Raw genomic sequence first — 25,688 nt, forward strand, 5'->3', positions numbered from 1 at the left:
GGATTTTTATTTATTCTAAAATTTATTTAGTAAGCGTGCTTTTTTGTATATGATATTAAAGTCAATATTATTTGAATTAAACTTAGCAGTATAGCCTGAACCGTAATTAAATAAATATCACCTAATACCTTTACTGATAATAAAATACTAAGCAAAAGAAACATACCCATTATACCTGACAAAACAATCCCTTTACTCTTATCTCTAAAAATTAATTGTAACACAAAAATATTCCCCGCACCGTATATGATTATCCCAATTATACTAGGATATAACCAATTAGTAAAAGGTGTTCGACTTAACCATTCTGTCGGATATTCACCCATCGAACCTGTCATTATCATAATACAAGTAACTATTATGCCTATACCTAAAATGAAATTATAGTAGCCAAGCATCTTTTTTACTTTCATTTTACTACTTCCTTTCTATATTAGATTGTATAATACAATAGTTTATATAAATTATAAATATATTACACAGATGTAGTATATTAAATATAAGCATTGTTTTTTAGATATATTAACCATTCTAGCGGTAAATAAATCAATTAATAGAATAACTATATCTTAATAATTTTGATGCTTCAAAGCTCTAAAATACAATATTAACATTGTTCATTAAACCTATTCTATAAATTGGAATTTATCGTTATGATTTTACTTGTATTCTAGCGAATTGCACCATTTTTAAAATTATCATACCATTCCTCAATTTCTTCATCACTGTCAATCTTTAATAGTTTAAAGATTTCATAAGCAAATTGAACAGCGGCAGTTTCATTTGCAGTAATAACTTGATTGTCAACAACTACCTGTTCATGAATATAAAAGTCTTTCCCTCTATATTCTTTTTGCTCTTGGAATAACTCAAGGCTATCTCCTGTATGTTTTACATTATCAAGTAATCCATGCTTACATAGAAAAGTCGTTGAACCACAAATAGCGGCTATAGGAATATGTAATTCCATTATGTTTTTTATAAACTCTGCAATTTCTTTATAGTCATTTTTTTCCCATGAAAGACCTCCTGGGAGAATAGCCATTGAAAGATTATTCAAATTCTTATAGTCATTTATAGTGTAGTCAACAGATGCATTAATACCTCCCATTGATATCTTTGGAAAATCATCAACTGCAATTGTTCTAACCTTATAGTCTGAAAAAGAATTGAGAACTGAAATAGCATAACTTGCTTCCCAATCATTCCATTGCTCTGTCAATACAATTAGTACCTCATTTTTAATGTTATTCATTATATCCCCCTAATATTTTTAATCTAAGTTTCAAATTCATATTTACCTATATAATATCAAACCTTTTCCTCTTTCGTATTATATTAATATTTCACAAGAAACTTACTGTAGATCATACTTATTATCAAAGTGTAATCCAATATATTTGTTGTTCTTTACCTTTATAGAGATTTTCGCCCGCTAATATACCACCGCAACTTATCGTAGTCTGACTTGATGCAATATTATCTTTATCACAGGTAATCATTACTTTTGGAATTTTCATATCTTTTGCAATTTCTAAAATAAGTAATAACTGTTGCTTACCATAACCTTTTTTTCGCTCTGTTGGTCGAATTCCATAACCTATGTGCCCTCCATGTTTTTCTAATTCATCAGTTAAAAAGTGGCGCAGTTGGATACTTCCTCTAATTTTATTATCCGATTTTATTACAGAAAAGAATGTGCTGGCATGAACATTATTACGAAGTTTATCTTTCTCAATTGATAGAACAATTTCAAGCCATTCATCAAAATTATTATAACGGTATAGTCCACAACTGCCATTGATATTAGTTTCCTCAAAGTCTAAATACTCTTGTTTGTATTCCAAAATTTTTTCTTCTAAAACCTTTGATGGTTTTACTAAAATTAATTCACTCAATTTAATACCCCCTAATATAAATAGTCTGTGGTTCACCTTATATATAACTATTGTTAATTTAATTGTAGAAGAACTTACAGTTTTAGAAATGTTCACTAAGGCATATGTTTTATTGAACTAATAATTTTATCATTTTTAGTTAGCTATATATTTTTTTTCATTTTAATAAATTCATAGTCGCTATTATTTGTTCTTTGAACATATTTTTCTACAAATTTAAATCCCATATTTTCATATAATTTTATAGCTCTTTGGTTAAATAATGCAACAGCTAACATAATATAAGTTTTTGAATATGCAAATTTTTTTAATCCGAATTCAATACCACTTGCAACAAACTCATTTCCAATACCAACACCTGTTAAACTAGGCTTTAAACCAAGTCCAATCCACATAATTTCATCTTCAAATATATATGAGAAAAAACCAATTAATTCACCTTCAGTGTCCATAACTGCAAAGTAACTATTTATCCAACTGTCAGGATCAATAAATTCTTTTAAATCATCTTCATCTGATGTCATATCATAAAAAGAATATTCTCCGTCATATTTCCAATTATAAGCAATTTCATTAGCATATTCTTTATTCATATTGATAAAACTATAGCTCATTCTCTATCCTCCAGGTATGTATCTCTTTCATCAAATTTTCACAAAAACGTACCCATAGTTTCGTATGTTCTTCTGGAGTTACTATTCTGTTTTTTAGAGATGCTATAGAGTTTAATCCATTTTCTTTTGCTTTAACATGAATAGCTTTATATAAGTCTATAGGACCCTCTAATTCCTCTATTGGATATATATCTGCAATGATAGTTTTTAATCCTCTTTCAAATGCACCCATAACCCTTGAGTGGCCATCAATTAAGGAATACTCATTACCTATAACCGCAACTAAAACTGGAGGTAAATCGCTCTGATTTTCAATACTATAAACTTTTCTTATATTATTTAGCTTAAATTCATTAATATAAAAGTTATTAGGTATTAATTCACTTATATAAATTTCTTTTAACATTGTTTGCTTATCCCCCTACAAATTCATATTTACCTATATATTATCAAGCGTTTTTCTATTTCTCATTATATTAATATTGCACAAGAAACTTAAAGTAGATTATGCTTATTATCAAAGTGTAATCCAATATATTTGTTGTTCTTTACCTTTATAGAGATTTTCGCCCGCTAATATACCACCGCAACTAATCGTAGTCTGACTTGATGCAATATTATCTTTATCACAGGTAATCATTACTTGTGGAATTTTCATATCTTTTGCAATTTCTAAAATAAGTAATAACTGTTGCTTACCATAACCTTTTTTTCGCTCTGTTGGTCGAATTCCATAACCTATGTGCCCTCCATGTTTTTCTAATTCATCAGTTAAAAAGTGGCGCAGTTGGATACTTCCTATAATTTTATTATCCGATTTTCTTACAGAAAAGAATGTACTGGCATGAACATTATTACGAAGTTTATCTTTCTCAATTGAAAGAACAATTTCAAGCCATTCATCAAAATTATTACAACTGTATAGTCCACAACTACCATTGATATTAGTTTCCTCAAAGTCTAAATACTCTTGTTTGTACTCCAGAATTTTTTCTTCTAAAACCTTTGATGGCTTTACTAAAATTAATTCACTCAATTTAACACCTCCTAACATAAATAATCTGTGGTTCACCTTGTATAACAATTATTAATTTAATTATAGAAGAACTTACCGTTTTAGAAATGTTCACTAAAACATATGTTTTTATAAACACTTAAAATAATAAAATAATCATGATGACAAATTGGAATTTAGTATAAAGTAGAAGCGACATACATTCTTGTAGTATTACCCTCATCATCATTCACTGTAGTTAAAAATTCCCAATCATACTTTTCATAAAATTCTGTATGGTCTGTAATTAAATATATTTTTTCAAAACCCATACTACCTAAATCTTTTCTTACAAAATCTAAAATATATTTTGCTATCCCCTTTTTACGATATTTTTCTTCAACAAATAATGCACATAAATTAGGGATTAGATCTTTGCGTTCATGGAAATCATTATCTATAATTCCTGCCCCTGCTATAATTTCTTGTCTATCATCCAATACAATATACTATTGGGGTATTCCATTTTTTTCATCAATACTTTTTTGGATACTTTCAAGATAAGCTTCAACTGGAATCCCCCATTTTTGCGAGAACCAATACGCAGACTTCTCACACAGCTCAGGGTATTCACATAGTTTTTTTAATATTATAGATTTCATTTTACCCTCACCTCAAATTTCCTATTTATCTATATAGTATCAAAAGTATCTTTACCTCGCATTATCTAACAATCTTTAATTAATCAGTTATAATATAATCCTAATTTATATTAAGTTATTTTCTACGATCTTAATTTTTTCTTTATCCTCATTATGAAAATATATCATAAATAAAAAAAATCCAATAAACTAAGTTATTGGATTTTTATTTACTCTAAATTTATTAGTAAGCATGCCTTTTAGTATATGATATTGCCGTTAATATTATTTGAATTAAACTTATCAGCATAATCTGAACCGTAATTAGGTAAACATCACCTAGTACTTTTACTGATAATAAAATACTAACCAAAAGCAACATACCCATTATGCCTGACAAAACAATCCCTTTACTCTTATCTCTAAGAATTAACTGCGACACAGTAATATTCCCCGCACCATATGTGATTATCCCAATTATACTAGGATATAGCCAATTATTAAAAGGTGTTTTACCTAACCATTCTGTCGGATATTCACCCATTTTACCTATCATCATCATAATACAAGTAATTATTACGCCTATACCTAAAATGAAGTTATAGTAACCAAGTATCTTTTTTACTTTCATTTTGCTACTTCCTTTCTACTTTAGATTGAAATATTTTATTGATCTTTAAAAATCTAGTGATAATAACCCATCTTAATTATTTTCTTTGAGATGTTGTAATATTTTATAACCATCACTTGTATGCCCAATATAAGGATTATAAAAATACTTTATCGGTAAAATAGTTAATAAAAATTGAAATACACTAAATATAAACAACGCATTAAATGATACCATTAAAACATATGGTAAGCTTACATTTACTAGGTAAATATATAAGAAAATTGAAACTAGTAATGATGTTATAGGACCTCCTAAAATCATAAAAATCACCTTAATTCTATTATCTGATGGGGTCCAATTAACATAACCATAAGACACGTCTACTAAATACTTATATCCATTCAGATTGATTACCAACCTATTTAGCTTTATTTGCTTATTTAAATTAGAGTTACCTATATTAACAGTTACTATTTTCTTTGTAAATAATAAGGCTGGTATCGCATGCCCCAATTCATGAATTATAGTTAATACAGGCGTAAAAATAATATAAACTAATGAATATACTACAAAATCTATTAAATCCATAACTCCCCCTTATAAATTCTTCTTTATAGTATAATTATTTCACTTTACATACTTTAATAACTTTAATTTCATTTAATTCTAAATTATTAACTACTCTATAAATTAGAATTTATCATCTTTGATAAGAAAACCATTACAACATTTTACTCATTATTATATTAGTTGCTTTATAGCCTAATTTTTCATATAAATTTATATGTTTATAGATAATTTTATTGTAGCAGAATATCTAGATTAACATATCTTTCTTTAAACACAAAAAGAAGTAGTAATTCTCAAATTACTACTCCACTAGCTCTATTATAGATCTATTTTTCATCAATTCTAAACGTGTGATGTATCTGCTTCTAATATAAAATCATACTCATCTTCATTACACTCTAATATTGTTACGCATGTATTCTTTATAAATGGAGGGTTCCAAAAATCATTTAATTCATAATCTTTAATAATTGCATATATAGCTTTTATAACTATTGCATGTGTAACTAATAATATATTTTCACCCTTATTTTGATCTATAATATAATCCAAAGTAATTTTCACCCTTTTTATAAGTTCGTCAAAAGTCTCTCCATCTGTTGGTATATATAAATGAGGCTCATTCCAGAATTTATAATGTTCCTCTTTATAGTCTCTTAAAACATCATCATTATACATACCTTCCCATATACCAAAATTCATTTCTTTTAAGTTTTCACATATTTCTACAGGTATATCTTTATCTCCTTTTATAAGTAATGCTGTGTCATATGCTCTACTTAGTGGACTAGTGTATATGTACTCTATTTTAACATCATTTAAGCTATTACCTAGATTTAAAGCTTCTTTTTTCCCTTGTTCTGTTAAATTTGAATTTTTAGATCCTTGCATTCTACCTTCTACGTTCCAATCTGTTTGTCCATGCCTAGTTATATATATTTTCAAAAGTTCTCCCCCTAAAGCTTAAATATGTTATTGAATACAACAATCTTTCTCAATTCCCAATTCAATGCACTTCCAATCTTCGTTTAAGACATTAAAGTATTTTGTCTCTTTTTCATAAACCTCTTTGAAGCCAACGGATTTATAACAATGATACGCAGATTCATTATTTTCAAATACTCCCAATGTTACTTTATATACTTTCAAAATCTCAAAAGCATATTTTAAAGCTAATTGTAACATTTCTTTACCGTAACCTTTGCCGCGTTTTGTATCATCTATGATAATAAATCCAAAACGTAATATCTTTTTATCTTCATCTACAAACCTCATTATTAAATGCCCCACTGCTCCCGTATCGTCAAAAGCCGTCATTTGATAAAAATCATCTATATATGCAACGCTATCATAGTGTTCATTTATATCTTCTGGAGATATCGGATATTTGTCATATCTATCTGCACACCATCTTCTAAAAGCTACTTCATCCTTAATCCAACTTACTATATATTTTGCATCACATTTTTTATATTGCCTTAGTCTTAACATAAAATCCCCCCACCAAATTCTTATTTATTTCCTGCAAATGACTCTCCCATTATATCTTTTAAGTCAGATATTATTTTTTCATCATCTCCAATATATTGAACTATAATTTTACCTTTTTTATAAAAATGAGGAGTTTTTGGCCATTCAATTTGTATCGGATTATCAGTTCTACTAATTTCACTAGCATCTTTATTTATAGTTCTTGCTTCTTTTTCCATTTCTTCATTATCTGCATAAGAATAGATGACTACATCTGTATCGTATAAAATAACTTGTTTATCATCAATTATTATACTATCATTTAAAAGCATATATTGAGATATAGGTGTTAATAAACCTTCTTGTAAATCCTGTCTTTTATATTCATATCCTTTTGCTTTCATTTCATTTTCAAATTCCTCTAAATCAAACCCACTATCTGATTTATCTCCACTATTACAACCTATTACTCCAATTAAACTCGTAATTGCTAATAACCCTAAAATTAATAATTGACTTAATTTTTTCATTTTTATCTCCCCGTTTTAAAATACTCCATAACTTAATTATATAAAAACTTGAAGTTTATGATATGTCCAACAAAACAGATGTTTTCGTGTATACTTAAAACAATTATATCATTTACTTTGCATTCTATTAATTTTATTAGCTAATTACATTTATATATTCTTTTCTTATTGCTAAATGTTTTATTACAGAAACTACAATCCAAAAAAGCACTGCTAATAAAGGAAAGGTTCCCTCGCTAATCTGTAAAGCCGTAGCTATAATTATAAAAATTAGCATTACTAAGCATGTAATTAAACTGCCTTTAAATTGATATTTAAAATATATATCATTAAGAACTTTAACTGTCTTACTACCTATCCATATAGATACATTTTTCTTCTTAAAACATATCCAATTATACATTATATATAGTGGAATAAATATAATTCCAAAGATTAAGAAACTATTCATAAAATCCCCCTTTTACTATGTGTACCCTTCTATTACTATTATTCATTAACTCACCTCAACTTAAAATAGGTTACTACTATATAAAAAATCAATTTAATTAGATTAATACAACGTTTTTTATTCCATCTACATCACTTTGTCCAAAATTTTCAGCACATACTATTGAGTTTAAAGATTTACATGCTACATATATAGCGAGAATATTCCAAAACTCTAATTATAGATTTCTATTAAAATCAATTACATCTATCATATTTAAAGGAGTTAATATTAAATTGCCTACATGATAATTACCATGTTTATACACTGGATATGATGAATTAATTTTTCCAATATTCTTCTTAACAAAGTCTATTGCAAACTGATCATTTTTCACACGATTTATATTATTTTTATATTTAATAAGATTGATTAGCATTTTATCTTTCTTATCAACCGAAAGCAAATTATCTTTAAAACTAACTTGTAATATTGGAATTTATGAGGAAACATAAATTTAATTCCATTATTTTTAAGAACTTAAATATTAATAAATCTCAATTCTTTTTCAGCTTCTAATTTAGATTCATAAAATATAACTTCATAGTATGGTTTAAGATTATTTTTCCAATTTTTAGCCATTTCTAAAAACTCTTTCCCGCTATTTGCAATTAGAAAACACTCTTTATTTTTATTGATATAGCATATTGGAAAATCACGTTGTAAATCTGTCATTGAACCAACAGTTCCAATTAAACCACCTTCACTATCTGTTGCGAAAACATCTACTAGAGGAACTGGATAAAATGATAATTTAATAATATCATCATCAAAAACAAAATGTATATCATACTCATCATCATATTGTTGATAAGTTTCATTTTTATCCTTTGAATCCATTTGATAAACAGTAATACCTGATTTAATAACTTCCGTATCTTTTATATCTATACATATAGCTGGACAATTTTTTCTTTTCATTACATCTAATTATACTTTATTCATCTCCCCTCCATAAATTCTTATTTATCTATATAGTATCAAAAGTATTTTCACTTCGCATTATATAACAATTGAGACCTTTATTAAATTATAACACTAACTCAATTCTTATATTGCATTTAAGTTATTTTGTCACTTTTTACTTTTCTGAATACATTGATACCACTTTAATACACAAATTTCCCACAGATTTCAAAGCATTATAATTTACTTATAATATAAAAAAGGCTATACCTATTGATTAACCTCAATAGTCCTAGCCTTCTCTATATATTATCAAACATTTCTATTTTATTATCTGCTTATTATAAATTCCCTCAAGACCTGCCTTTTTCACCCTATCTGCAATAACATCCTTATCTAAAGTATAAAAATTAAGCTCTTTCATCCTATTAAAATAAATACTACCAGCAAAAGTAAATCTCAACTTATCTCCATCTTCCTTATGAGATAAATTATTAGCATAAGATATAAAATCACCAATCAATATATTAGTAGGAAGTTGCAACAAATACATACCTACACAACTTCTAGCTGCATTATGCCCTGCCAAACTACCAGTAGATATAGCTTCAGTATGACCAACAAAGAACCCTGATTTTTCTCCACCTACAAATAAATTACTAACACCTTTTGATCTTAAATAATTATCTCTTGGACATACAGACATATACCTAATAGAATTTCCTTTTCCACCTGCATAAGGATCAACTATTATTGCATTTTCAAAACCTGGTATTAGTCTTAACTTCTCTAAATTATAAAAAGGAGACATTAATTTAGCATGACCTGTATCTATTAAAACAACATTTTCAGCAAACTCAGGTAATGCATACTGTTGACATACTTTTATATCCAATTTTTCTTCATTTCTAAATTCTTCCGGTAATGGAACTACTGAACATCCTTTTTCATTTAATTCATCTTGAATTTCTTGACTTAAAGATTCCTTTAATAGCTTCATAGAGCCACTAAATGCACCATAATCTCCATTATTTCTTCTACCTATCATATCTTCTATTCCACATTTTGAACTAACACTAACTCTTCCACCAAAAGATGGGCATCTTAATACACACATTGCACATCCATTTCCATACTTCATACAATTGCCCATAGGACCAGAAGATCCTGTAGCTTCTACAAAAGCATCTCCACTTACTTTATCTTTATTTTCTAACAGTACAGAAGTTATTTTTTTATCATCCATTACTACATCTACAACCCTACTAAAAAACTTCACTTCTATACCCATATTTAATATTAAGTCTCTAACTTCTTTTTCAATCTTAGTTACATCATATATTGTAGAATGTTTGTGACCTGGAAAATCCATATTTGCATGTGTACAAAACTTATCAGTAAGTTCAAATAACTCGCTTGCTCCAAGAACAATATTTTCCTCTGTAGCAGTGTATCTTCCATTGTTTCTCATTATTCCACCAATATTACCTAATCCTAAAAGTAAGTCAGTTCTTTCTAATATAACTACTTCTGCTCCAGCTTTTTTTGCGGAAATTGCAGCTGCACAACCAGCCCATCCGCCTCCTATTACAACAACCTTAGCCATAGCATTTCCCCCTTTATAAAATTACTCAATAAGAGACACACGCCTTGTTCATGTCTCGTTTTTTTAATTAACTAAATCAATATTTTATATTATTATTTATATGAGCAATGATTTTAGATATGTTCTACTATCTATTTGAGCCTTACAAGATTTTACTCTCGTTCCGTTTAAGTTAACAGTACATGCTCCACAAATACCTTCTCCACAACATATAAGGTTATTATTTGGTATAACAAGTTTAATATCTGGATTTATTGAGTCAATTTTATTCATCATTTTTTTATTAAAACTTGTATGACCTCCACAATAAACTAACTCCACATTATTTCTTTTTAGGTAGTCCTTTATAAAATCCTCATCTTCATTCATGTCAATAGTACGCACATTTGCACCAGTTTCAATTATCTTATTAACCACTTCTTCTAAAATAACGCCTTGAGTATTTAAAAATACATCTACCTTATTATTATTGTTAATTAGTGATTTAATAATATTAATTGAGTTCACCTGAGATAAACCATTTAGTATTACAGCACAATTAGAGTTTGCAGTATATTTAATATCTGCTATTCCAAATACACCATTAAAGTAAGGTCCCTTTAGCCAAACTTGATCAAAATCAACTAAAGTCTTAGTCTTGATTCCTCTTGGCTTAATAATCATTTCCAAAATATTATTTTCAACATCTACATTCATTACAGATATTGGTGTATTAAAAATTATACTGCTTCTATCCTTACTCTTTAATAAAACATAAGCTCCCGGACTACATAAATCTTTAACAATAGTCTTTGGTATTGATACTCTCATTAATATTATGTTATCTTCAAGTTCTTTTACTTCTACTATTTCACAAAGACTCTCTTCTCTTTCACAAATTTGTGCATCTTTATTATGTTGTAACTCGCTGTAAATACATACACCCTGCCATAAACAATCACAAGTTTTCTCTCCTCGAATTAAGCTACATTTGATACAGTCCCCAGAATAGGCAAGATGACAAGGACAGTATTTGCTCCCTGCATCAGCACATGATTGTATATTAGTCTTTTTCAAGCTATCCACTTCCTTAAAATGATATTTTTCAATTGTCTTACGATATATATTTAATTTATTAATTTAAGGTGTATTTTGTTACATAAGGTTTTAATAATTTAAATTGGCTAGATATTTTTTGTCCAAAAATTTTAATGTAATATTTAAATTCTTGTATATCAAATGGCTAGTACATGAATATACTTATAGAAAAATAAAGTATAATTTGATAGGAGATAATTATATGACCAATACCTTTCTTTTTTCTAAAGAACATCTGGCAATACTATTAATATTTGCAATATATTTATACATCGTTCCAAAATTGACTAGAAATTTATTGCCTTATAGTTATTTGGTAGAAAAAATCATCTGTGGATTGATCGCTTTAGAAATAGTTTTAGAACAAGCAACCCTTATGTCTCTTGATCAATATAACGTATTAGAATCTCTTCCAATAAGTATAGGTAGCGTTACAGCTTATATTTGTATATGCATATTACTTTTTAAGCAATACCAATTGTTTAATGTTTTCTTTTCTTGGAGCTTAGTGAGTACTATAGGGGATTTGATTTTTTTCAAAGATATGGGGTGTAGGTTCCCTAATTTCATTTACTTTTTATATATAGGATCTAAGTTCTTATTAATATATGCAAATGTTTATATGTGTGAGGTTAGAAAATTCAAGATTAGTAATTCTGCAATAAAAGATAATCTTATAATGTGTTTAATTTATTTTTCATTTATATTATTATTAAATACTTTTAGTCAAGCCAACTACTATTATACTTTCGCTACTTACAATGTTTTCAGCATTCTTATATTTGTACTACTTACAACATTAATCTATATACCTTATCTTTTCTCTAACAATAATATAAGGTTTATTAAGAAAAGAAGTAAGTAAAATTCATCCTGTAAAATTATTTATTAAAACATAAAAAAGCTACACAACCTATATAGTGAACTGCTCCTTGTCAAGTAGACAGTTAAAATAGTAAAAATTAAGCAACTAAGGTCTGAGTCCTATATTCAACTTGACTTAGACCTTAGTTGCTTTGTCTGTAATCTTTTACTATTGTAAAACTCTATATAATTATCTACCTTGAACATTGATCCTGTTAGCGTATTTACCAATAGTTGTTCTTCTGAATTTAATTCTATAAATATATTATAATTTGAAAATTTCATCTCAATCCTCCTACTTATTTTTTGGCTATGTTTTAATATAATGTTGATATTAGGAACAATTTTAATAACAAAAAAGTAGGGGTATATATTATATTAAACAAAGATATAACTCCTACTTTTAGTTCGCATTATATTAATGTATTCACCTTAAATCCGCTCAGATTATTAGAATTCATCTGACTTAATATTATATTTATAATTCTAAAATACTTGATACAAAACAAGTTTTAATAATCTTAACCTTACCATTTTTTGCATATTTAAATTTAATCCAATCATTATCTACACTAATAATGCTTCCTTTGATTTCATTAATACCTAAAAAAGTAATTTTACATTCCTTACCTATCATCTCTAAAAGCAACTTACTCATGTTATCCACCCTATCCAATTTATATTCTATAACAATTGCATACTTGTTTTTATTATAGCATTATTTTTACCAATTTATTACCAATTACATAAACTCTGCTGTTCTTAATTTAAAATCCTTGATCTTAGTATAAGAGTATGCCACATTACTTTGTACAATAAAATTTTTACTTTTAATAGAATCTCTATCAGTTTCAAATATTCTTAGCCATTTAAACCATTTCATATAGTTTGAGATATATTTACTTGCAACACCGTTAAATCTACCCATCCATTTCTTCAAATTACTATGAAGACTATTGATTGATTTAATGGTAATGTTTGTATATCTGTTAATATAGACTTCATACTTGAAGTCTAATCTTTAAATTTGATACCGCAATTTGAAGCATTCCCTTTACAATCTTCAAGATTCAATCCACAGACTCCAGTATTTACGATACAAGAAACAAAATTAGCTATACATACGCTAGGTCTTGGTTCTTGATTATAATCATATACATTACCTTCATATTCGTTAATTATCATTTCTAGTTATTAGTAATTTTTTCACCTTGTGGATACTTAGGCTTTATTATTTTAAAAATAATCCCCAATATTAAGTACACTACTGGATATACATATATTATCAAGTCATATTCATTCATAATATCTCACCCCTTTTGATATTTGTTAATAAAATTAATTCTACCACTGCTAATATTACATTACAGTATCTATGAAAACCAAGTGAACCTAAAGCTTTAGAATTTGTTTTTGATAAGTGCCACATTCAACAAAATATTTATCCAAAATAATGAGAATGCACTATATATATAATAATTCTTACTTACAAATATAAATAAAAGTACTAATGTCGCAATCAATCTCGCCTTTTTCTTATACTTAACTTTTTCATCTTCTTCTAAAATATTATTAATATGATCCACTGGTGACAGCAAGCATATGCTAGTCCAATTTATAACGGAAAATAATATTATTAAAGGCCTTGTACCTGCATGACCTAAATTATTTGCTATAAATATGGTTGCTATAAATATAACTACAAATGTAAAAAAGCATTTTCCATATGTATCAGCATGATATCCACCCGTAAATTGCCTTAATGGAAAATAGCAAAGTAAAAATACTACTGTATGCATGAATCTATCAAATAATAGACCTATTAACAATATTGATACTGTATTTAAAATTAATGCTATTATAGACTCAAACCCATACAAGTACACTTCATACTCGTATTTGTCACTATCTATGTAATTATTGTAATATAAAAAGGATGTTACCTTATTTGCACTAGATTTAACCATTTAATCTCTCCTTAAATCATCTATGCTTATAATGTAACACCCTTATTTTTAATTTTCTACAAATTGGTACAAGTAGTATTTATTTTGGTACAAGTGGTATAAATATTTTCATAATAAATTTATTTTCACTGTGTTCTATAACTACTTCACCATTATATTTAGATACTGAGCCTTTTACACTTTTTATTCCTAATCCATGTAAATATGTATCTTTCTTGTCTGTTTTTATATTTTTATTTTTTATATTTATTTTATTCTGTTTAGTATTTTCCATTCTTATAACAAAAAAGTTATTTACTATGGTCCCTCTCAAGTTAATTTTTTTATTAGAATCACTTATTTTTTCACATGCTTCTATTGCGTTATCAAAGATATTTGAAAATATGCTACAAATATCTATTGTATCTATAAAACTACATATTTCAAAGTTGTTTATATCTATTAATAGTTTTATATTATTTTCCTTACAAACTTTATTCTTTTCATTTAATATAATATCTAAAATCATATTCCCTGTGTTAAAGCTATTATCATATCTATTTAACTCATCTTCTATACTACTTATATAATTAGTTGCATCCTGATTACTCTCTGGAACTCCCTTTATACATGCAATATGATTTTTAATATCATGATGTAATTGTCTTACTTTCATATAATCTTGTTGAGTATTTGTGTAATGAGTGTGTTGAAACTTCATTTTTTCTTTTATCAAATTTCCCTCTGCTATCTTCTTGCTATCAAGTATACTTTTCCTAATTGACAATACTAGACATATATTTGATACCACTAATAAACATGATGTTATTATTAACTCATTACCTTTTAAGAGGTAAAGTTCCTTCATTTTACTAACATATCTGTATATAACAAAAGATGATACTATATTACTTATTATTGGTATTAACACATATACTATATCCCTCTTGCAAATATCTACATCTATTCTAAGTCTACAATAATACACAACCACAGTTATAAGCATACCCTTAGACAAAATAATAGATTGTAATCTATATATATTTTGCGTCATTAATTCACTCATTGAGTTTAATGAATTAATCCAAACTATTATGCTCATGCTAAATGAATCTATTCCTAATACTATCATCCAATAAATCAATGGTATTATAATTACTTTTATTATATTTTCATCGCAAACATATCTATAATAAATAATTGTTAAACTTATTCCCATCATTACTCTATACTCTGGATATATATTATGTAAACTAGTATATATTATAAACGAAATTAATAGTATTAATGTAATACGGAGGTTTAATTTAGATACTCTGATGTGACTTGTATTAATTATTATTTTGTTTAATAAAATTAGCTCTAAAGTTGTAATGGTAAGAGTTATTAAAATCCATATATAATTGTTATCTAACATAAAGTATCTCCTAATATATGAGCTAAGTTTATCTTTAAAGACTTTAGCTTGTACCTACTTACAGGTATTTTAGCGCTATCTATAATAACTATACTTTCTTTTTCACTTAATGAGCTTACTTTCTTCAAGTTTATTAAGTAACTTTTATGGCATCTGAAAAATCTCTTTTTAACTAAATTCTCTTCTACACTTTTCATACTAATTTTAAATATATACTTATCTTCTTTTGTATAAATAGTTATTTCTTTTCTTAGTACTTCAATGTACAATATATTATTTATTTGTATAATAGCAGTTTGAAATCTATCCTTTATAACAATAGTGTCTTTCTTGTCCATCAAATCATTTATGCAAGATTTAGTATGTTTTAAAATACAATCATACTCTAGTGGCTTTAGTAGATATCTATATGCTCTAACTTCATATCCTTCATGTATATAATCTATTATTGCTGTTGTAAATACTATCTCTACATTACTATCAAATTCTCTAATCTTTCTAGCTGTATCCATTCCTGTTAATTTATCCATCTGTATATCTAAAAATAATATATCTACTTGGTCTGGATAATTACTTAGTAATTCTTCCCCTGAACTATACTCTATAAGTGAATAATCAAATTCTAACTCTTTAAATATTTGTTGTAAATAACCCGCTAATACCTCCCTTTGTAAAATATCATCTTCACAAATAACAATGTAAAACATCTCTTTCTCCCCCTATTTCATTGCACCTTTATCTAGTCCAATAGCTTTTTATTGCTCTTATCGATTTTTTTAACTTCAAAGCTATTTCTTTTTGTGTTAATCCTTTTCTCTTTAATAATTGATTTTATATCTTTTATAAATTTATTCAAACTTATGTTTATCTTCCTCACAATCAATCATTGTTAAATATAAAAACATACGTCATCTCAATATACTTTTGTTACCTAATTTATACATAAAAAAAGCCCGCAATTAAGCGAGCAAATAATTTTTACTTTCATATTCTAATCTGTAAGAAGAAAATAAAAATCTTAGGCTAATTAAATTATAACATATAATGGAACTTTTGGAAAATTTTTATTTTTATGATTTTGCTAAATAAAATAGAGTCCTAACACCTTCTCCAGTCCCACCTTTTGACTTATAGCCTTGTGGTTTATTACATGAACTAGTTCCAGCTATATCCATATGTATCCAAGGTGTAGTACCTACAAACTCTCCTATAAATAATCCAGCTGTAATTAAACCAGCTTCTCTTCCTCCACTATTTTTCAGATCAGCTTCAGAGCCTTTTAAGAATTTTTTATACTCATCAAATAAAGGCATCTTCCAGATTTTTTCACCAGATTTTTTCGCACAATCTTCTAGTTCAGCATAAAACTCATCATTATTTGTTACTATTGGAGTAGCCACACTTCCAAGTGTTACTACAGCAGCACCTGTTAATGTTGCTATATCCACAACTTTACTTGCTTTTTCATTATTGATTATATAATAAACTGCATCAGCTAATGTTAGTCTTCCTTCAGCATCAGTATTTACAATTTCAATAGTCTTATTCCCCATAGAGTTTATAATATCTCCTGGCTTGTATGAATCCATTGATATTGTATTTTCACAAGCAGCAACTACTGCTACAACATTTTTATTTATTTTTTCATTACTTATAGCACACATAGCTCCAATTACACTTGCAGCTCCTGCCATATCTGTTTTCATATCTACCATAGAATTAGTAGGTTTTATAGAATATCCACCTGAATCATATGTAAGCCCCTTACCCACTAAACCTAGTATCTCTGAATTTTCTTTATCGCCCATATGTCTCATGACAATAAATCTAGGTTTATTAATAGAACCTTTTCCTACTGCTAAAAAAGCTTCCATTTTTAATGCTTTTATTTTATCTTCTCCATAAACCTCAACTTCAAATCCAAACTCGTCCCCTAACTTTACCACTTCTTCAGCTAAAGTTTGTGGATAAATTATATTTGCAGGTTCATTTACTAAATCTCTAGCTATAATTATAGATTCTGCTAGTATTTTAGCATTTTTATAATCTTCTTCTATATTTAATTCTGAATAAATTTTTATCGTCAGATTTTTTTCTTCCTTAGCTTTACTTTTATATTTATTAAATTCATAATTTCCAAGCATTATCCCTTCAATAAAAGGTGATACCAGCTCACTTTTAATACCATTAATATCTATACAGAAATTATTATCTTCTCTATTTTTCTTATTAGCAATTGTTTTTAATTTTCTCGATAAATTTCCACCAATTACCCTAGCCATTTCTTCATTTAGCTCTTCTTCTTTCCCCATACCAACCATGTATAAGTTAATTAAATTATCACAATTAAACAATTTATAGTTTTCAAAGTTATTATTTTTACTCTCAAATTCATGACAAATCTTTTCTATATCTTGAATCCTAAGTAATGCTTTAGTATCTTCGAAAGATAATATTATTAAATTATCACAAGCATTTTCTATTTTACCTTTAATAATCTCTATATTCATAACTCCCCCTAATATATAATTCTATAAAAGCTACCTTTAACTTGGTAGCTTTAACATACTATAATTCGATTAATTTGTTCATAATATTGCTTACATTTAATAAAGAAACACTAAAAGTATCTTTGTCTTCTTGATTTAATTCATTTAGCATGTTTCTAGATATTTCAACAAACTTTTCTACTTCTTCATTCATAATTTCATTACCTTTTTCAGTAATTCCATAGAATGTGTTTCTTCTATCTCTGCTATCTTCTTCTCTATAAACATATTCTTTTTCTACAAGTTTATTAAGAAGAATACATAAGCTAGATGTTGATACATGTAAATCTTTGCTAAGATTTTTTAACTCGATTTTTTTACAATCTTGTAGCCTCAACAATACGAAGAATTGCTTCTCTGTAAGAACCTTCCCAATGTTATATCTTTCTGTGTTAGCTATTTTTATTAGGTTTCTAAAATCACCCATATTTTTTAAAAGTAACATTGATATATCTTTGTCATTCATATTCTTCACCTCATTTAATAGACTAGTCACTTTCACTATGCACTATTCTATCTATAATTATGTATTTGTGTTTATATCTTATCCTTATATTATACTATATTAATAGAGTGTTATCCATTTAATTATAAAATAAATAGCACAGATTACAAGATTTAGTAACCTGTGCTGCATTTTACTTATGTTTTTTATCATTTTTGTTAGCTATTCCTTGAATTTTATCAATAACTTTAGGTGTTATTGATAATATATTATCTACAAGATTAACATTGTCATCTAGGCTCATTAGCCTTGTTGCACCATTTTCCACTACTACAAAAGCCACTGGTTGTACCGAAATTGCCCCAGCACTACCTCCTGCAAAATTAGTATCACATCTTTCAGATTTGCTTTCTGATGATTTAACATGCTTCTCATCATATCCTTTGGAATATTCTCCTCCACCTATACCGAATCCTATAGTTACTTTTGATATAGGAACTACTACAGTAGTATCTGTTTTTATTGGATCTCCAATAATTGTATTAGCATCTATAGATCCTTTAATTGTCTCAAGCGTTGTTTCCATTAAACTCTGTATTGATCCTGTTGCCCTCATTAAATTTACCTCCCTTTGTCTTACGTTTATTTTTGATAAATATCTTTAATAGCTCTATTAAAATCATAACCAACTCTTTAATAGTTGGCTCTATATGAATTTTAAAGCTTCCTATAATAAAGTTCTTTGTGAAATCAGGATACACACCTAAATACATCTTCCCTGGATTTAGATAATTGGCCGCCATTCCATAAATACTATTTATTATTACATATAGTGAAGATGTTATTTGTATATACTCTGTACCAAATTGTATTCTAGAATATAATTCATGTATCTCAATTTTTCTTACAAGTTTATAAATATTAACTATCTCTGATAATGTGATCTTTATATTTTTATTATTTCCTTTCTCTTGATTTTTTTTCTCATTTTTTTCAGGCTTTTTTCTTTTTTTCTTCTTTTTCTTTCCCTTTTTATTCTTTTCTTTTAGAGGATAAATTTCTTTATTTATATTTATTAAATCAAACATAAATTTTAAATTTAGCTTTATAGATATATCGCTATTATTTATATCAGAATACAGTATTATTTTTAACTTTGAATTTAATGTTATGATTCCTAGTAATACAACCAATAAAATTAACAGCATTAATAAGGAACTTAGTTTAAATATTTCATTATAATCCATAATTATATTATTTTCTAAAAAATACCTATATATACTATATATTCTTATTTTTATAGATTTAAGTTCAAGATATGTAACTAGCACATCCTTGTATTATTCGATACTTAAACTTCTAAATGATTAAATTTTAAAATTTATTGAAATAGTGTAACAGATGATATACCATTATATTAATACAAAGTAGGGAGTGTTTACATGGGTGATTTCTTTAAAATGATAACAGAAAATCCAGACGCCATTATGAGACTTACAATGGGAGTGATAGCAATTATTTGTCTTTTCGCACTGGTGAAAATTGCTCACTCAAGATTTGATTATAATAACAATAGAGATATTCAGAAAGATTGCAAATACAAAGAATCTAAAAAGTAGTATAAGTTATAGCTTAGAGATAATTCTCTAAGCTTTTTTTAATTTATATATATATATATATATACATACTAAATACTAATCAACGGATTCACTTTTGGGGTGAAAAAGTTATTTTTACACAAAAAAATCAACTATATCAAAGTTAAATATAATTGATTTTTGAGTTGGCTATACATTAATATTGTCTATTAAATCTTCTCTATAAATTATAATTTATCATATTAGAAATTCTATCTAAATATTCTGTTCAATAAATCATCTCTTTGATTCCTTGAACAAGAGTATAAATGGATATATATATTTATATTAATATAAATATATATATCGAATGTTTAAATTAACATATGTTTTATTGAACAAACTATCACTGTATCCGTTTTTATAATTTTTTACAATACATAACCTCTACTGCATCACAAAATTTCTTGGATTTATTAGTTAAAACAAATCCGTGATTTTCATAAAAGTTACACGCTCTCTTATTTTCTTTGAATACCCATAGTACTACATTATTAAATCCAGCACCTTTGATTTCACTTAGAATATATTCCATCATCTTTGTACCGTATCCTTTTCCCCAATTTTTAGAGAAACTATGAATGCAAATAATCTCTGCATATTCTTCCATTTGTTCTTCCCTTGCTTTATCCCAATATGCTATACAGTGTGGAATATCATCAATTGATAATATAAACCCATTTCCAATATCTTTATTCAATAGCTTTTCATACATATCTATAGCTCTATCAATATTAGTATATTTCTCTAAATCTTCCCTCGATAAGATATTAGTAAACGCACTTTTCCATGATTCTGTTTGTATATATGCTAATACACTAGCATCTCCATCTTTAACCTTACGTATATTAGTAGTCTCTCCCATAGATACTCTCACCTTTCAATTTTCCATTTTTCTATAATTTAACTTACCTCACTTTATATAATTTCAAAAGTTTCATAGAAAAACTTTAAGTAATTAGTTATTAAAATTTGTGTTTCTTCAAACTCAATATCTTCGAATTTAAGCATATAAGAAAGAGCCATTAAAAATTTGCCCCAACACAAGTTAAAAGCTTTAGATTCTTCAATAATTTTGTTATTTGATTCTATCCAACCATTCAGCTTAGATTGATCTAATTTACCGTATTTTATTAAAGCTATAATTACTTTAACAATTCTACTTTCCTCGCCATATAGAAAGTTTTCAATATCTATTAAAGCCCTTGAAATACAATTTAATATCCTTACTACACTATCAGAAGTTAAATATATAGATTTTGAAATAGCTTCTAACAAATCAGCCCCATGAGCAAAAGCGTGAGCCCATCCTTTTTCTTCTACAAACCCCCTATTGTCTTTTTCATTTTCCATATAATCAATAGACGCGTCGATTATCTTTCTCTCCAATTCATCTTCTATGTATCTATTTTCAAAATGACTTTCAAGTAAAACAACTAATAATAAAGATGCAAAACTTCTGGTGAACACTTTATCAGAGAATTCCTCTTCAATTCCATCAAATAATAAATTCCTAGATAGAACTTCATCTAATAACCAAAGTTTTTGATTTTTTGAAATCTTATTAGACTCTACTAAATTAACCCACCCTATATAAATAGTTTCATCTCTCAATTTAGGAGATATGGTACCAATATTTTCTAACATTAACTCAATCAACTCATCTGAAGCCATTTTTTCAGAATTTAAACCATTTATAATTTTTTCTTCTTCATTCATTTTATCACCTCTTATATTTTGAGCTTTAACGATTGTATCAATATGATTTACTTTTTTCTGAATATAAAATTAGTAATAGTACCTAAAATTAGAGCCGGTATTATAGCTCCTACTAATATCCCCATTACAGGTTTTAATGATAGTTCTGCTAATTGAACTATAAACATAGCTGAAATAATTAAATAAAATAATATATAATCTAATTTCCGAAATTTATAAAAATCCATACAATCACCCCTTTTTTTCACGTTATTAGAGCCTTAAATACTTGATTTAAGGCTCTGTTAATTTTAAATTTGCATCTAAAAAGTAAACTCATTATTATTAATTAGTGTCTCGCTCACCTAATTTATATAGTTATTTCTTTAATTTATTATTCTTCGTATTAAATATACAAGTTCCCCAGCAAACACTAGCAACAACCCATAAAAAACCATTACTCATACTTCCCTTTGTAAAATTATATACGCCTGCTGCTGCACATAATATAGTCGCAACTACATAAATAACTATCATCAACTTTGGATTACTCATTTTATCACCCCAATGTAGTATTAAATTATACAATCTATTATTTCATCACAACTTATATTATAAAAATATTTATTCACGTCTATATTATTTAATACATGTCTAATATCTTCTTTATTATATTTACATCCACAAAGTGCATTAGTTACGTCTTCAACTTCGCCTTCTCCAAAGAAGTCTCCATTAACGCTACAGTTTTCTATTATACCCTTATTAACATTTATTTTAAATCCAACTTTTCCACCTTTGTATCTAGAAGACTTTGTTATATTAAACTTTGGCGATGCTCCATAATTCCAATCCCATGATTCAAATTTATCTTTTGCTATTTCATTTATACGCTCTATATCATTATCTGTAAGCTTATATGTACTATTAGTATTTTTAAGCAAACTTTCAAGCATTATATCTCTAAACATAAGGCTATCTATATTTTTATTTTCCAAATGGTCATATATATTTGTTACTCTGTCTCTTACTGATTTTATTCCTTTAGATATTATCTTATCTTCAGCTAATGTTATACTTCTTACCATTTCTTCTACATTTGTATTAAATAATATTGATCCATGGTGAAGTTTAGTGCTACCTTTAATACACTGGGCATTACCAGAGAATTTTTTCCCATCTATTTGAAGGTCATTTCTTCCATTTAATACTGCATTAATTCCTTGTTCACTTAGTGCTTCTATTATTGGCTGTGTAAAAGTTTTAAAATCTATACCCCCACCCTTGTAGTTCTTAGTAATAAAACTATACTGCCAACCATCCATATCAGTATAAATAGTTCCTCCTCCAGTAATACGTCTTACTACATTTATATTTTTTTCTTCAACATATTTCTGATTTATTTCTTCAATAGTATTTTGAAATTTTCCAACCATAAGAGTAGGTTCTGTTCTCCAAAACATAAATATATTATCATCACCTAAATCCTTTTCATGTAATAGATAATATTCTAGTGCAAAATTAAAATACGGATTGTTTGAATTATTTTCAACGTATATCATGTCTTTCTCCCCTTATCTTATAGCTTCCTCTGCTTTATATGAACTTCTTACTAATGGACTACTTGCAATATATTTAAATCCTTTTTCTATTCCCTCTAATCTATATTCTTCAAACTTTTCAGGAGTAATATATTCCTCCATCTCTATGTGAAGTTTTGATGGGCGTAAATATTGTCCTACTGTAAATATGTCACAACCTACAGCCAAAACATCGTTCATAACTTTATATACTTGCTCATCAGTTTCTCCCAAGCCTACCATAATACCTGTTTTAGTTAATATATGAGGAGCTTGTTCTTTTACGTATTTTAATACATTTATAGACCTTTCATAAATCGCCTCTGGACGCACCTTCTCATATAAACCTTCTACGGTTTCCACATTATGGTTAATAACATGTGGATTAGCTTCTATTACTATATCTAAATTTTTCTCTATCCCCTTTAAATCTGGTATTAAAACCTCTACTGTTGTATTTGGATTAAGTTTCTTTACTGCTTTAATAGTTTTGGCAAAATGCTCTGCTCCACAGTCTTCTAAATCATCTCTAGTAACACTAGTTATAACAGCATGATTTAATCCTAGTTTTTTTACAGCTTCTGCAACATGAATTGGTTCATCTAAGTCAAGCTTTGAAGGTTCACCATTAGTTACATTACAAAATCTACAGTTTCTAGTGCATTGGCTTCCCATTATCATAAAAGTAGCAGTTCTTTTTTTATAACACTCTCCTAAATTAGGACAGTTAGCTTCCTTACATACTGTATTTAAAGATAATTGTTTCATCATTGTTTCTACTTCTTTTACAGATTCTACATTATACTTAACCCTTAACCATTCAGGCTTTCTTCTTCTAACCTTCTCACTCATTCTTATCCCCCCTGATAATAAAATTCAAGCTTTTTACATAATTTGACTTTTCTTTTTTAATTCCTTTATTTTTTGAGTAGATAATTATATTTTTGTTATTTTTTTCTCAAAGTATTGTTTATTTCACTCTTTCAAACATTGGATGCTTTTCGTTAAACTCAATTAAATCCCATAAATTACCGTATAAATCTTTAAATACTGCAACTGTTCCATAATCCTGTTCTTTAGGCTCTCTAACAAATTCTATTCCCATATTTTTCATTTCATTATAATCACGCCAAAAATCATCAGTTCCAAGGAAAATAAAAACTCTTCCACCTGCTTGATTTCCTATGAAATACTCTTGTTCTGGCTTAGATGCTCTTGCTAACAATATAGTTGTTCCATTTGAACCTGGTGGAGATACTACGACCCATCTTTTATCTTGATCTGGTTGATATGTATCCTCTATTAATTCAAAATGAAGCTTATTTGTGTAGAACTCAATTGCTTCATCATAATCTTTTACTACTAAAGCAATATTTACAATTGATTGAATCATTAATTTTCATCCTTTCTATACTCTGATTATCAAATAGTTAATCAGATGTGTAGCTATTTCATATTACTTCTTTTTTATCTATTAAATTTAGTTTTGAATATTTACTTGTTTTTCTATTTCATCTCTTGGCTCTGAAATAGTTTTAATATATATTTCATCTGAAAACTTTGCCACAAAAATTAAAGGCATAGCCACCACTCGGTCTAAAGCAATATTATATTCTTTTTTCATAAAATATCCCTTACAAAATTAATTACCTCTGATGGAGCATTATTAGAAATTATAACTAATCTATAGTATAAACTCTAATAATACCGCTAAACAAAATACAGCAATAAATGAAGCAATCATTATTCCTAATGTTTTAGAATAACCAGAAGGATTTATTTCTCCTCTTTCATCTAGACCTTTTATTATAGGGTATAACTTCCAATAAAAAGATGCTATAGATAGTATTAATGCAACTCCACTTAATAACTTAGTAGTTTCACTCCCTGTAATCAAAATTACTATTAATAGTACAATAAAGATTAACTTTGTTCCTGCTACCCAATATACTAAGTATTTAACAAATTCATGTAAATTAGCATCCTCTTTAGATTTTTCCCAAGCCTTAAAAACTGCCACTCCATTACCTAATTTAGAATCTGGTTTGAAATATAATATTATTACATTAGATAATTCCAATAAAATAAATAATACTATGGCTATTGATAATATACTCATGATTTCACCTCTCCCCTTGTATTT

At 27.2% G+C, this 25,688-nt stretch carries 36 protein-coding genes and 1 pseudogene; 1 reads left to right on the forward strand and 36 read right to left on the reverse strand.

Annotated elements, in window-relative coordinates; genetic code table 11:
* Positions 1-26: 26 nt before the first annotated feature.
* From ACI48P_RS02325 to ACI48P_RS02405, 17 genes are all read right to left on the reverse strand, one after another.
* Positions 27-413: a hypothetical protein gene (locus ACI48P_RS02325; protein ID WP_475213080.1), complete on the reverse strand. Its 387-nt coding sequence runs from the start codon at positions 411-413 to the stop codon at positions 27-29.
* A 257-nt stretch (positions 414-670) separates the two neighbouring features.
* Positions 671-1,255, reverse strand: a complete 585-nt coding sequence (locus ACI48P_RS02330; protein WP_475213082.1) for a type 1 glutamine amidotransferase family protein — start codon at positions 1,253-1,255, stop codon at positions 671-673.
* Positions 1,256-1,379: 124 nt separating this feature from the next.
* Positions 1,380-1,898 (reverse strand): GNAT family N-acetyltransferase, encoded by a 519-nt coding sequence (locus ACI48P_RS02335; protein WP_475213083.1) that lies wholly within the window; start codon positions 1,896-1,898, stop codon positions 1,380-1,382.
* 143 nt (positions 1,899-2,041) lie between these two features.
* Complete coding sequence (locus tag ACI48P_RS02340; RefSeq protein WP_475213084.1) at positions 2,042-2,512, reverse strand: GNAT family N-acetyltransferase; 471 nt, start codon at positions 2,510-2,512, stop codon at positions 2,042-2,044.
* Positions 2,502-2,918, reverse strand: coding sequence for a ParB/RepB/Spo0J family partition protein (locus ACI48P_RS02345; protein WP_475213086.1), 417 nt, complete (start codon positions 2,916-2,918; stop codon positions 2,502-2,504). The genes ACI48P_RS02340 and ACI48P_RS02345 overlap by 11 nt, the downstream gene beginning before the upstream one ends.
* Before the next feature lie 111 nt (positions 2,919-3,029).
* The gene (locus ACI48P_RS02350; RefSeq protein WP_475213088.1) at positions 3,030-3,548 is read right to left on the reverse strand and encodes a GNAT family N-acetyltransferase; all 519 of its coding nucleotides are present in this window, start codon (positions 3,546-3,548) and stop codon (positions 3,030-3,032) included.
* A 155-nt stretch (positions 3,549-3,703) separates the two neighbouring features.
* A complete protein-coding gene (locus ACI48P_RS02355; RefSeq protein WP_475213090.1) occupies positions 3,704-4,006 on the reverse strand; it encodes a GNAT family N-acetyltransferase in 303 nt (100 codons plus the stop codon).
* Positions 4,007-4,015: 9 nt separating this feature from the next.
* Complete coding sequence (locus ACI48P_RS02360; RefSeq protein ID WP_475213092.1) at positions 4,016-4,168, reverse strand: hypothetical protein; 153 nt, start codon at positions 4,166-4,168, stop codon at positions 4,016-4,018.
* A gap of 223 nt (positions 4,169-4,391) precedes the next feature.
* Complete coding sequence (locus ACI48P_RS02365; RefSeq protein ID WP_475213094.1) at positions 4,392-4,778, reverse strand: hypothetical protein; 387 nt, start codon at positions 4,776-4,778, stop codon at positions 4,392-4,394.
* Positions 4,779-4,850: 72 nt separating this feature from the next.
* Positions 4,851-5,348 carry a M50 family metallopeptidase gene (locus ACI48P_RS02370; RefSeq protein ID WP_475213095.1) on the reverse strand — a complete coding sequence of 166 codons (498 nt, stop codon included), beginning with the start codon at positions 5,346-5,348 and terminating at the stop codon, positions 4,851-4,853.
* Positions 5,349-5,672: 324 nt separating this feature from the next.
* Complete coding sequence (locus ACI48P_RS02375; protein ID WP_475213097.1) at positions 5,673-6,275, reverse strand: histidine phosphatase family protein; 603 nt, start codon at positions 6,273-6,275, stop codon at positions 5,673-5,675.
* Positions 6,276-6,302: 27 nt separating this feature from the next.
* Positions 6,303-6,821: a GNAT family N-acetyltransferase gene (locus ACI48P_RS02380; RefSeq protein WP_475213099.1), complete on the reverse strand. Its 519-nt coding sequence runs from the start codon at positions 6,819-6,821 to the stop codon at positions 6,303-6,305.
* Positions 6,822-6,841: 20 nt separating this feature from the next.
* Entirely contained in the window at positions 6,842-7,330 is a 489-nt protein-coding gene (locus tag ACI48P_RS02385) for a hypothetical protein (RefSeq protein ID WP_475213101.1), read from the reverse strand.
* 136 nt (positions 7,331-7,466) lie between these two features.
* The gene (locus ACI48P_RS02390) at positions 7,467-7,781 is read right to left on the reverse strand and encodes a hypothetical protein (protein WP_475213103.1); all 315 of its coding nucleotides are present in this window, start codon (positions 7,779-7,781) and stop codon (positions 7,467-7,469) included.
* A 519-nt stretch (positions 7,782-8,300) separates the two neighbouring features.
* Positions 8,301-8,741 carry a hypothetical protein gene (locus tag ACI48P_RS02395; RefSeq protein ID WP_475213105.1) on the reverse strand — a complete coding sequence of 147 codons (441 nt, stop codon included), beginning with the start codon at positions 8,739-8,741 and terminating at the stop codon, positions 8,301-8,303.
* A gap of 307 nt (positions 8,742-9,048) precedes the next feature.
* Positions 9,049-10,332, reverse strand: coding sequence for an FAD-dependent oxidoreductase (locus ACI48P_RS02400; RefSeq protein WP_475213107.1), 1,284 nt, complete (start codon positions 10,330-10,332; stop codon positions 9,049-9,051).
* A 96-nt stretch (positions 10,333-10,428) separates the two neighbouring features.
* Entirely contained in the window at positions 10,429-11,397 is a 969-nt protein-coding gene (locus ACI48P_RS02405; protein ID WP_475213108.1) for a hypothetical protein, read from the reverse strand.
* Positions 11,398-11,611: 214 nt separating this feature from the next.
* Here ACI48P_RS02405 and ACI48P_RS02410 point away from each other — a divergent pair, with 214 nt between their 5' ends.
* Positions 11,612-12,274 (forward strand): TMEM164 family acyltransferase, encoded by a 663-nt coding sequence (locus ACI48P_RS02410; RefSeq protein WP_475213110.1) that lies wholly within the window; start codon positions 11,612-11,614, stop codon positions 12,272-12,274.
* A gap of 125 nt (positions 12,275-12,399) precedes the next feature.
* Here ACI48P_RS02410 and ACI48P_RS02415 read toward each other — a convergent pair whose 3' ends face one another.
* The 19 genes and pseudogenes from ACI48P_RS02415 to ACI48P_RS02505 all read right to left on the reverse strand — a co-directional run bounded on the left by ACI48P_RS02415 (position 12,400) and on the right by ACI48P_RS02505 (position 25,664).
* On the reverse strand, positions 12,400-12,558 hold the full coding sequence (locus ACI48P_RS02415; RefSeq protein ID WP_475213112.1) for a hypothetical protein: 159 nt from the start codon (positions 12,556-12,558) through the stop codon (positions 12,400-12,402).
* 193 nt (positions 12,559-12,751) lie between these two features.
* Positions 12,752-12,931 (reverse strand): hypothetical protein, encoded by a 180-nt coding sequence (locus ACI48P_RS02420; protein ID WP_475213116.1) that lies wholly within the window; start codon positions 12,929-12,931, stop codon positions 12,752-12,754.
* An 84-nt stretch (positions 12,932-13,015) separates the two neighbouring features.
* Positions 13,016-13,243, reverse strand: a pseudogene (locus ACI48P_RS02425) (IS1595 family transposase); the annotation flags it as partial.
* Between the two features lie 430 nt (positions 13,244-13,673).
* A complete protein-coding gene (locus ACI48P_RS02430) occupies positions 13,674-14,240 on the reverse strand; it encodes an accessory gene regulator ArgB-like protein (RefSeq protein ID WP_475213118.1) in 567 nt (188 codons plus the stop codon).
* Between the two features lie 79 nt (positions 14,241-14,319).
* Positions 14,320-15,636 (reverse strand): GHKL domain-containing protein, encoded by a 1,317-nt coding sequence (locus ACI48P_RS02435; RefSeq protein WP_475213119.1) that lies wholly within the window; start codon positions 15,634-15,636, stop codon positions 14,320-14,322.
* Positions 15,630-16,343 (reverse strand): LytR/AlgR family response regulator transcription factor, encoded by a 714-nt coding sequence (locus tag ACI48P_RS02440; protein ID WP_475213121.1) that lies wholly within the window; start codon positions 16,341-16,343, stop codon positions 15,630-15,632. Before ACI48P_RS02440 ends, ACI48P_RS02435 begins: the two co-directional genes overlap by 7 nt.
* A 363-nt stretch (positions 16,344-16,706) precedes the next feature.
* A complete protein-coding gene (locus ACI48P_RS02445) occupies positions 16,707-18,146 on the reverse strand; it encodes a leucyl aminopeptidase (RefSeq protein ID WP_475213123.1) in 1,440 nt (479 codons plus the stop codon).
* A 58-nt stretch (positions 18,147-18,204) separates the two neighbouring features.
* Positions 18,205-18,651 carry a MarR family winged helix-turn-helix transcriptional regulator gene (locus tag ACI48P_RS02450; RefSeq protein ID WP_475213125.1) on the reverse strand — a complete coding sequence of 149 codons (447 nt, stop codon included), beginning with the start codon at positions 18,649-18,651 and terminating at the stop codon, positions 18,205-18,207.
* A gap of 172 nt (positions 18,652-18,823) precedes the next feature.
* The gene (locus ACI48P_RS02455; RefSeq protein WP_475213127.1) at positions 18,824-19,246 is read right to left on the reverse strand and encodes a spore germination protein GerW family protein; all 423 of its coding nucleotides are present in this window, start codon (positions 19,244-19,246) and stop codon (positions 18,824-18,826) included.
* Complete coding sequence (locus tag ACI48P_RS02460; protein WP_475213128.1) at positions 19,200-19,877, reverse strand: DUF2953 domain-containing protein; 678 nt, start codon at positions 19,875-19,877, stop codon at positions 19,200-19,202. Before ACI48P_RS02460 ends, ACI48P_RS02455 begins: the two co-directional genes overlap by 47 nt.
* A 751-nt stretch (positions 19,878-20,628) precedes the next feature.
* Positions 20,629-21,132 carry a GNAT family N-acetyltransferase gene (locus tag ACI48P_RS02465; protein ID WP_475213129.1) on the reverse strand — a complete coding sequence of 168 codons (504 nt, stop codon included), beginning with the start codon at positions 21,130-21,132 and terminating at the stop codon, positions 20,629-20,631.
* Positions 21,133-21,185: 53 nt separating this feature from the next.
* The gene (locus tag ACI48P_RS02470) at positions 21,186-21,986 is read right to left on the reverse strand and encodes a DUF2785 domain-containing protein (protein ID WP_475213131.1); all 801 of its coding nucleotides are present in this window, start codon (positions 21,984-21,986) and stop codon (positions 21,186-21,188) included.
* Positions 21,987-22,033: 47 nt separating this feature from the next.
* Complete coding sequence (locus ACI48P_RS02475) at positions 22,034-22,213, reverse strand: hypothetical protein (RefSeq protein ID WP_475213133.1); 180 nt, start codon at positions 22,211-22,213, stop codon at positions 22,034-22,036.
* A gap of 130 nt (positions 22,214-22,343) precedes the next feature.
* Positions 22,344-22,520 (reverse strand): hypothetical protein, encoded by a 177-nt coding sequence (locus ACI48P_RS02480; protein WP_475213135.1) that lies wholly within the window; start codon positions 22,518-22,520, stop codon positions 22,344-22,346.
* Between the two features lie 20 nt (positions 22,521-22,540).
* On the reverse strand, positions 22,541-23,527 hold the full coding sequence (locus ACI48P_RS02485; RefSeq protein WP_475213137.1) for a lipoate--protein ligase: 987 nt from the start codon (positions 23,525-23,527) through the stop codon (positions 22,541-22,543).
* A gap of 12 nt (positions 23,528-23,539) precedes the next feature.
* The gene (gene lipA / locus ACI48P_RS02490) at positions 23,540-24,397 is read right to left on the reverse strand and encodes a lipoyl synthase (protein WP_475213139.1); all 858 of its coding nucleotides are present in this window, start codon (positions 24,395-24,397) and stop codon (positions 23,540-23,542) included.
* Positions 24,398-24,515: 118 nt separating this feature from the next.
* A complete protein-coding gene (locus tag ACI48P_RS02495; protein ID WP_475213141.1) occupies positions 24,516-24,938 on the reverse strand; it encodes a VOC family protein in 423 nt (140 codons plus the stop codon).
* A gap of 87 nt (positions 24,939-25,025) precedes the next feature.
* Positions 25,026-25,169 carry a hypothetical protein gene (locus ACI48P_RS02500; RefSeq protein WP_475213143.1) on the reverse strand — a complete coding sequence of 48 codons (144 nt, stop codon included), beginning with the start codon at positions 25,167-25,169 and terminating at the stop codon, positions 25,026-25,028.
* A gap of 60 nt (positions 25,170-25,229) precedes the next feature.
* Positions 25,230-25,664, reverse strand: coding sequence for a hypothetical protein (locus ACI48P_RS02505; protein ID WP_475213145.1), 435 nt, complete (start codon positions 25,662-25,664; stop codon positions 25,230-25,232).
* Positions 25,665-25,688 lie beyond the last annotated feature (24 nt).

It is taken from the genome of Romboutsia sp. LXY-2, assembly GCF_056171995.1.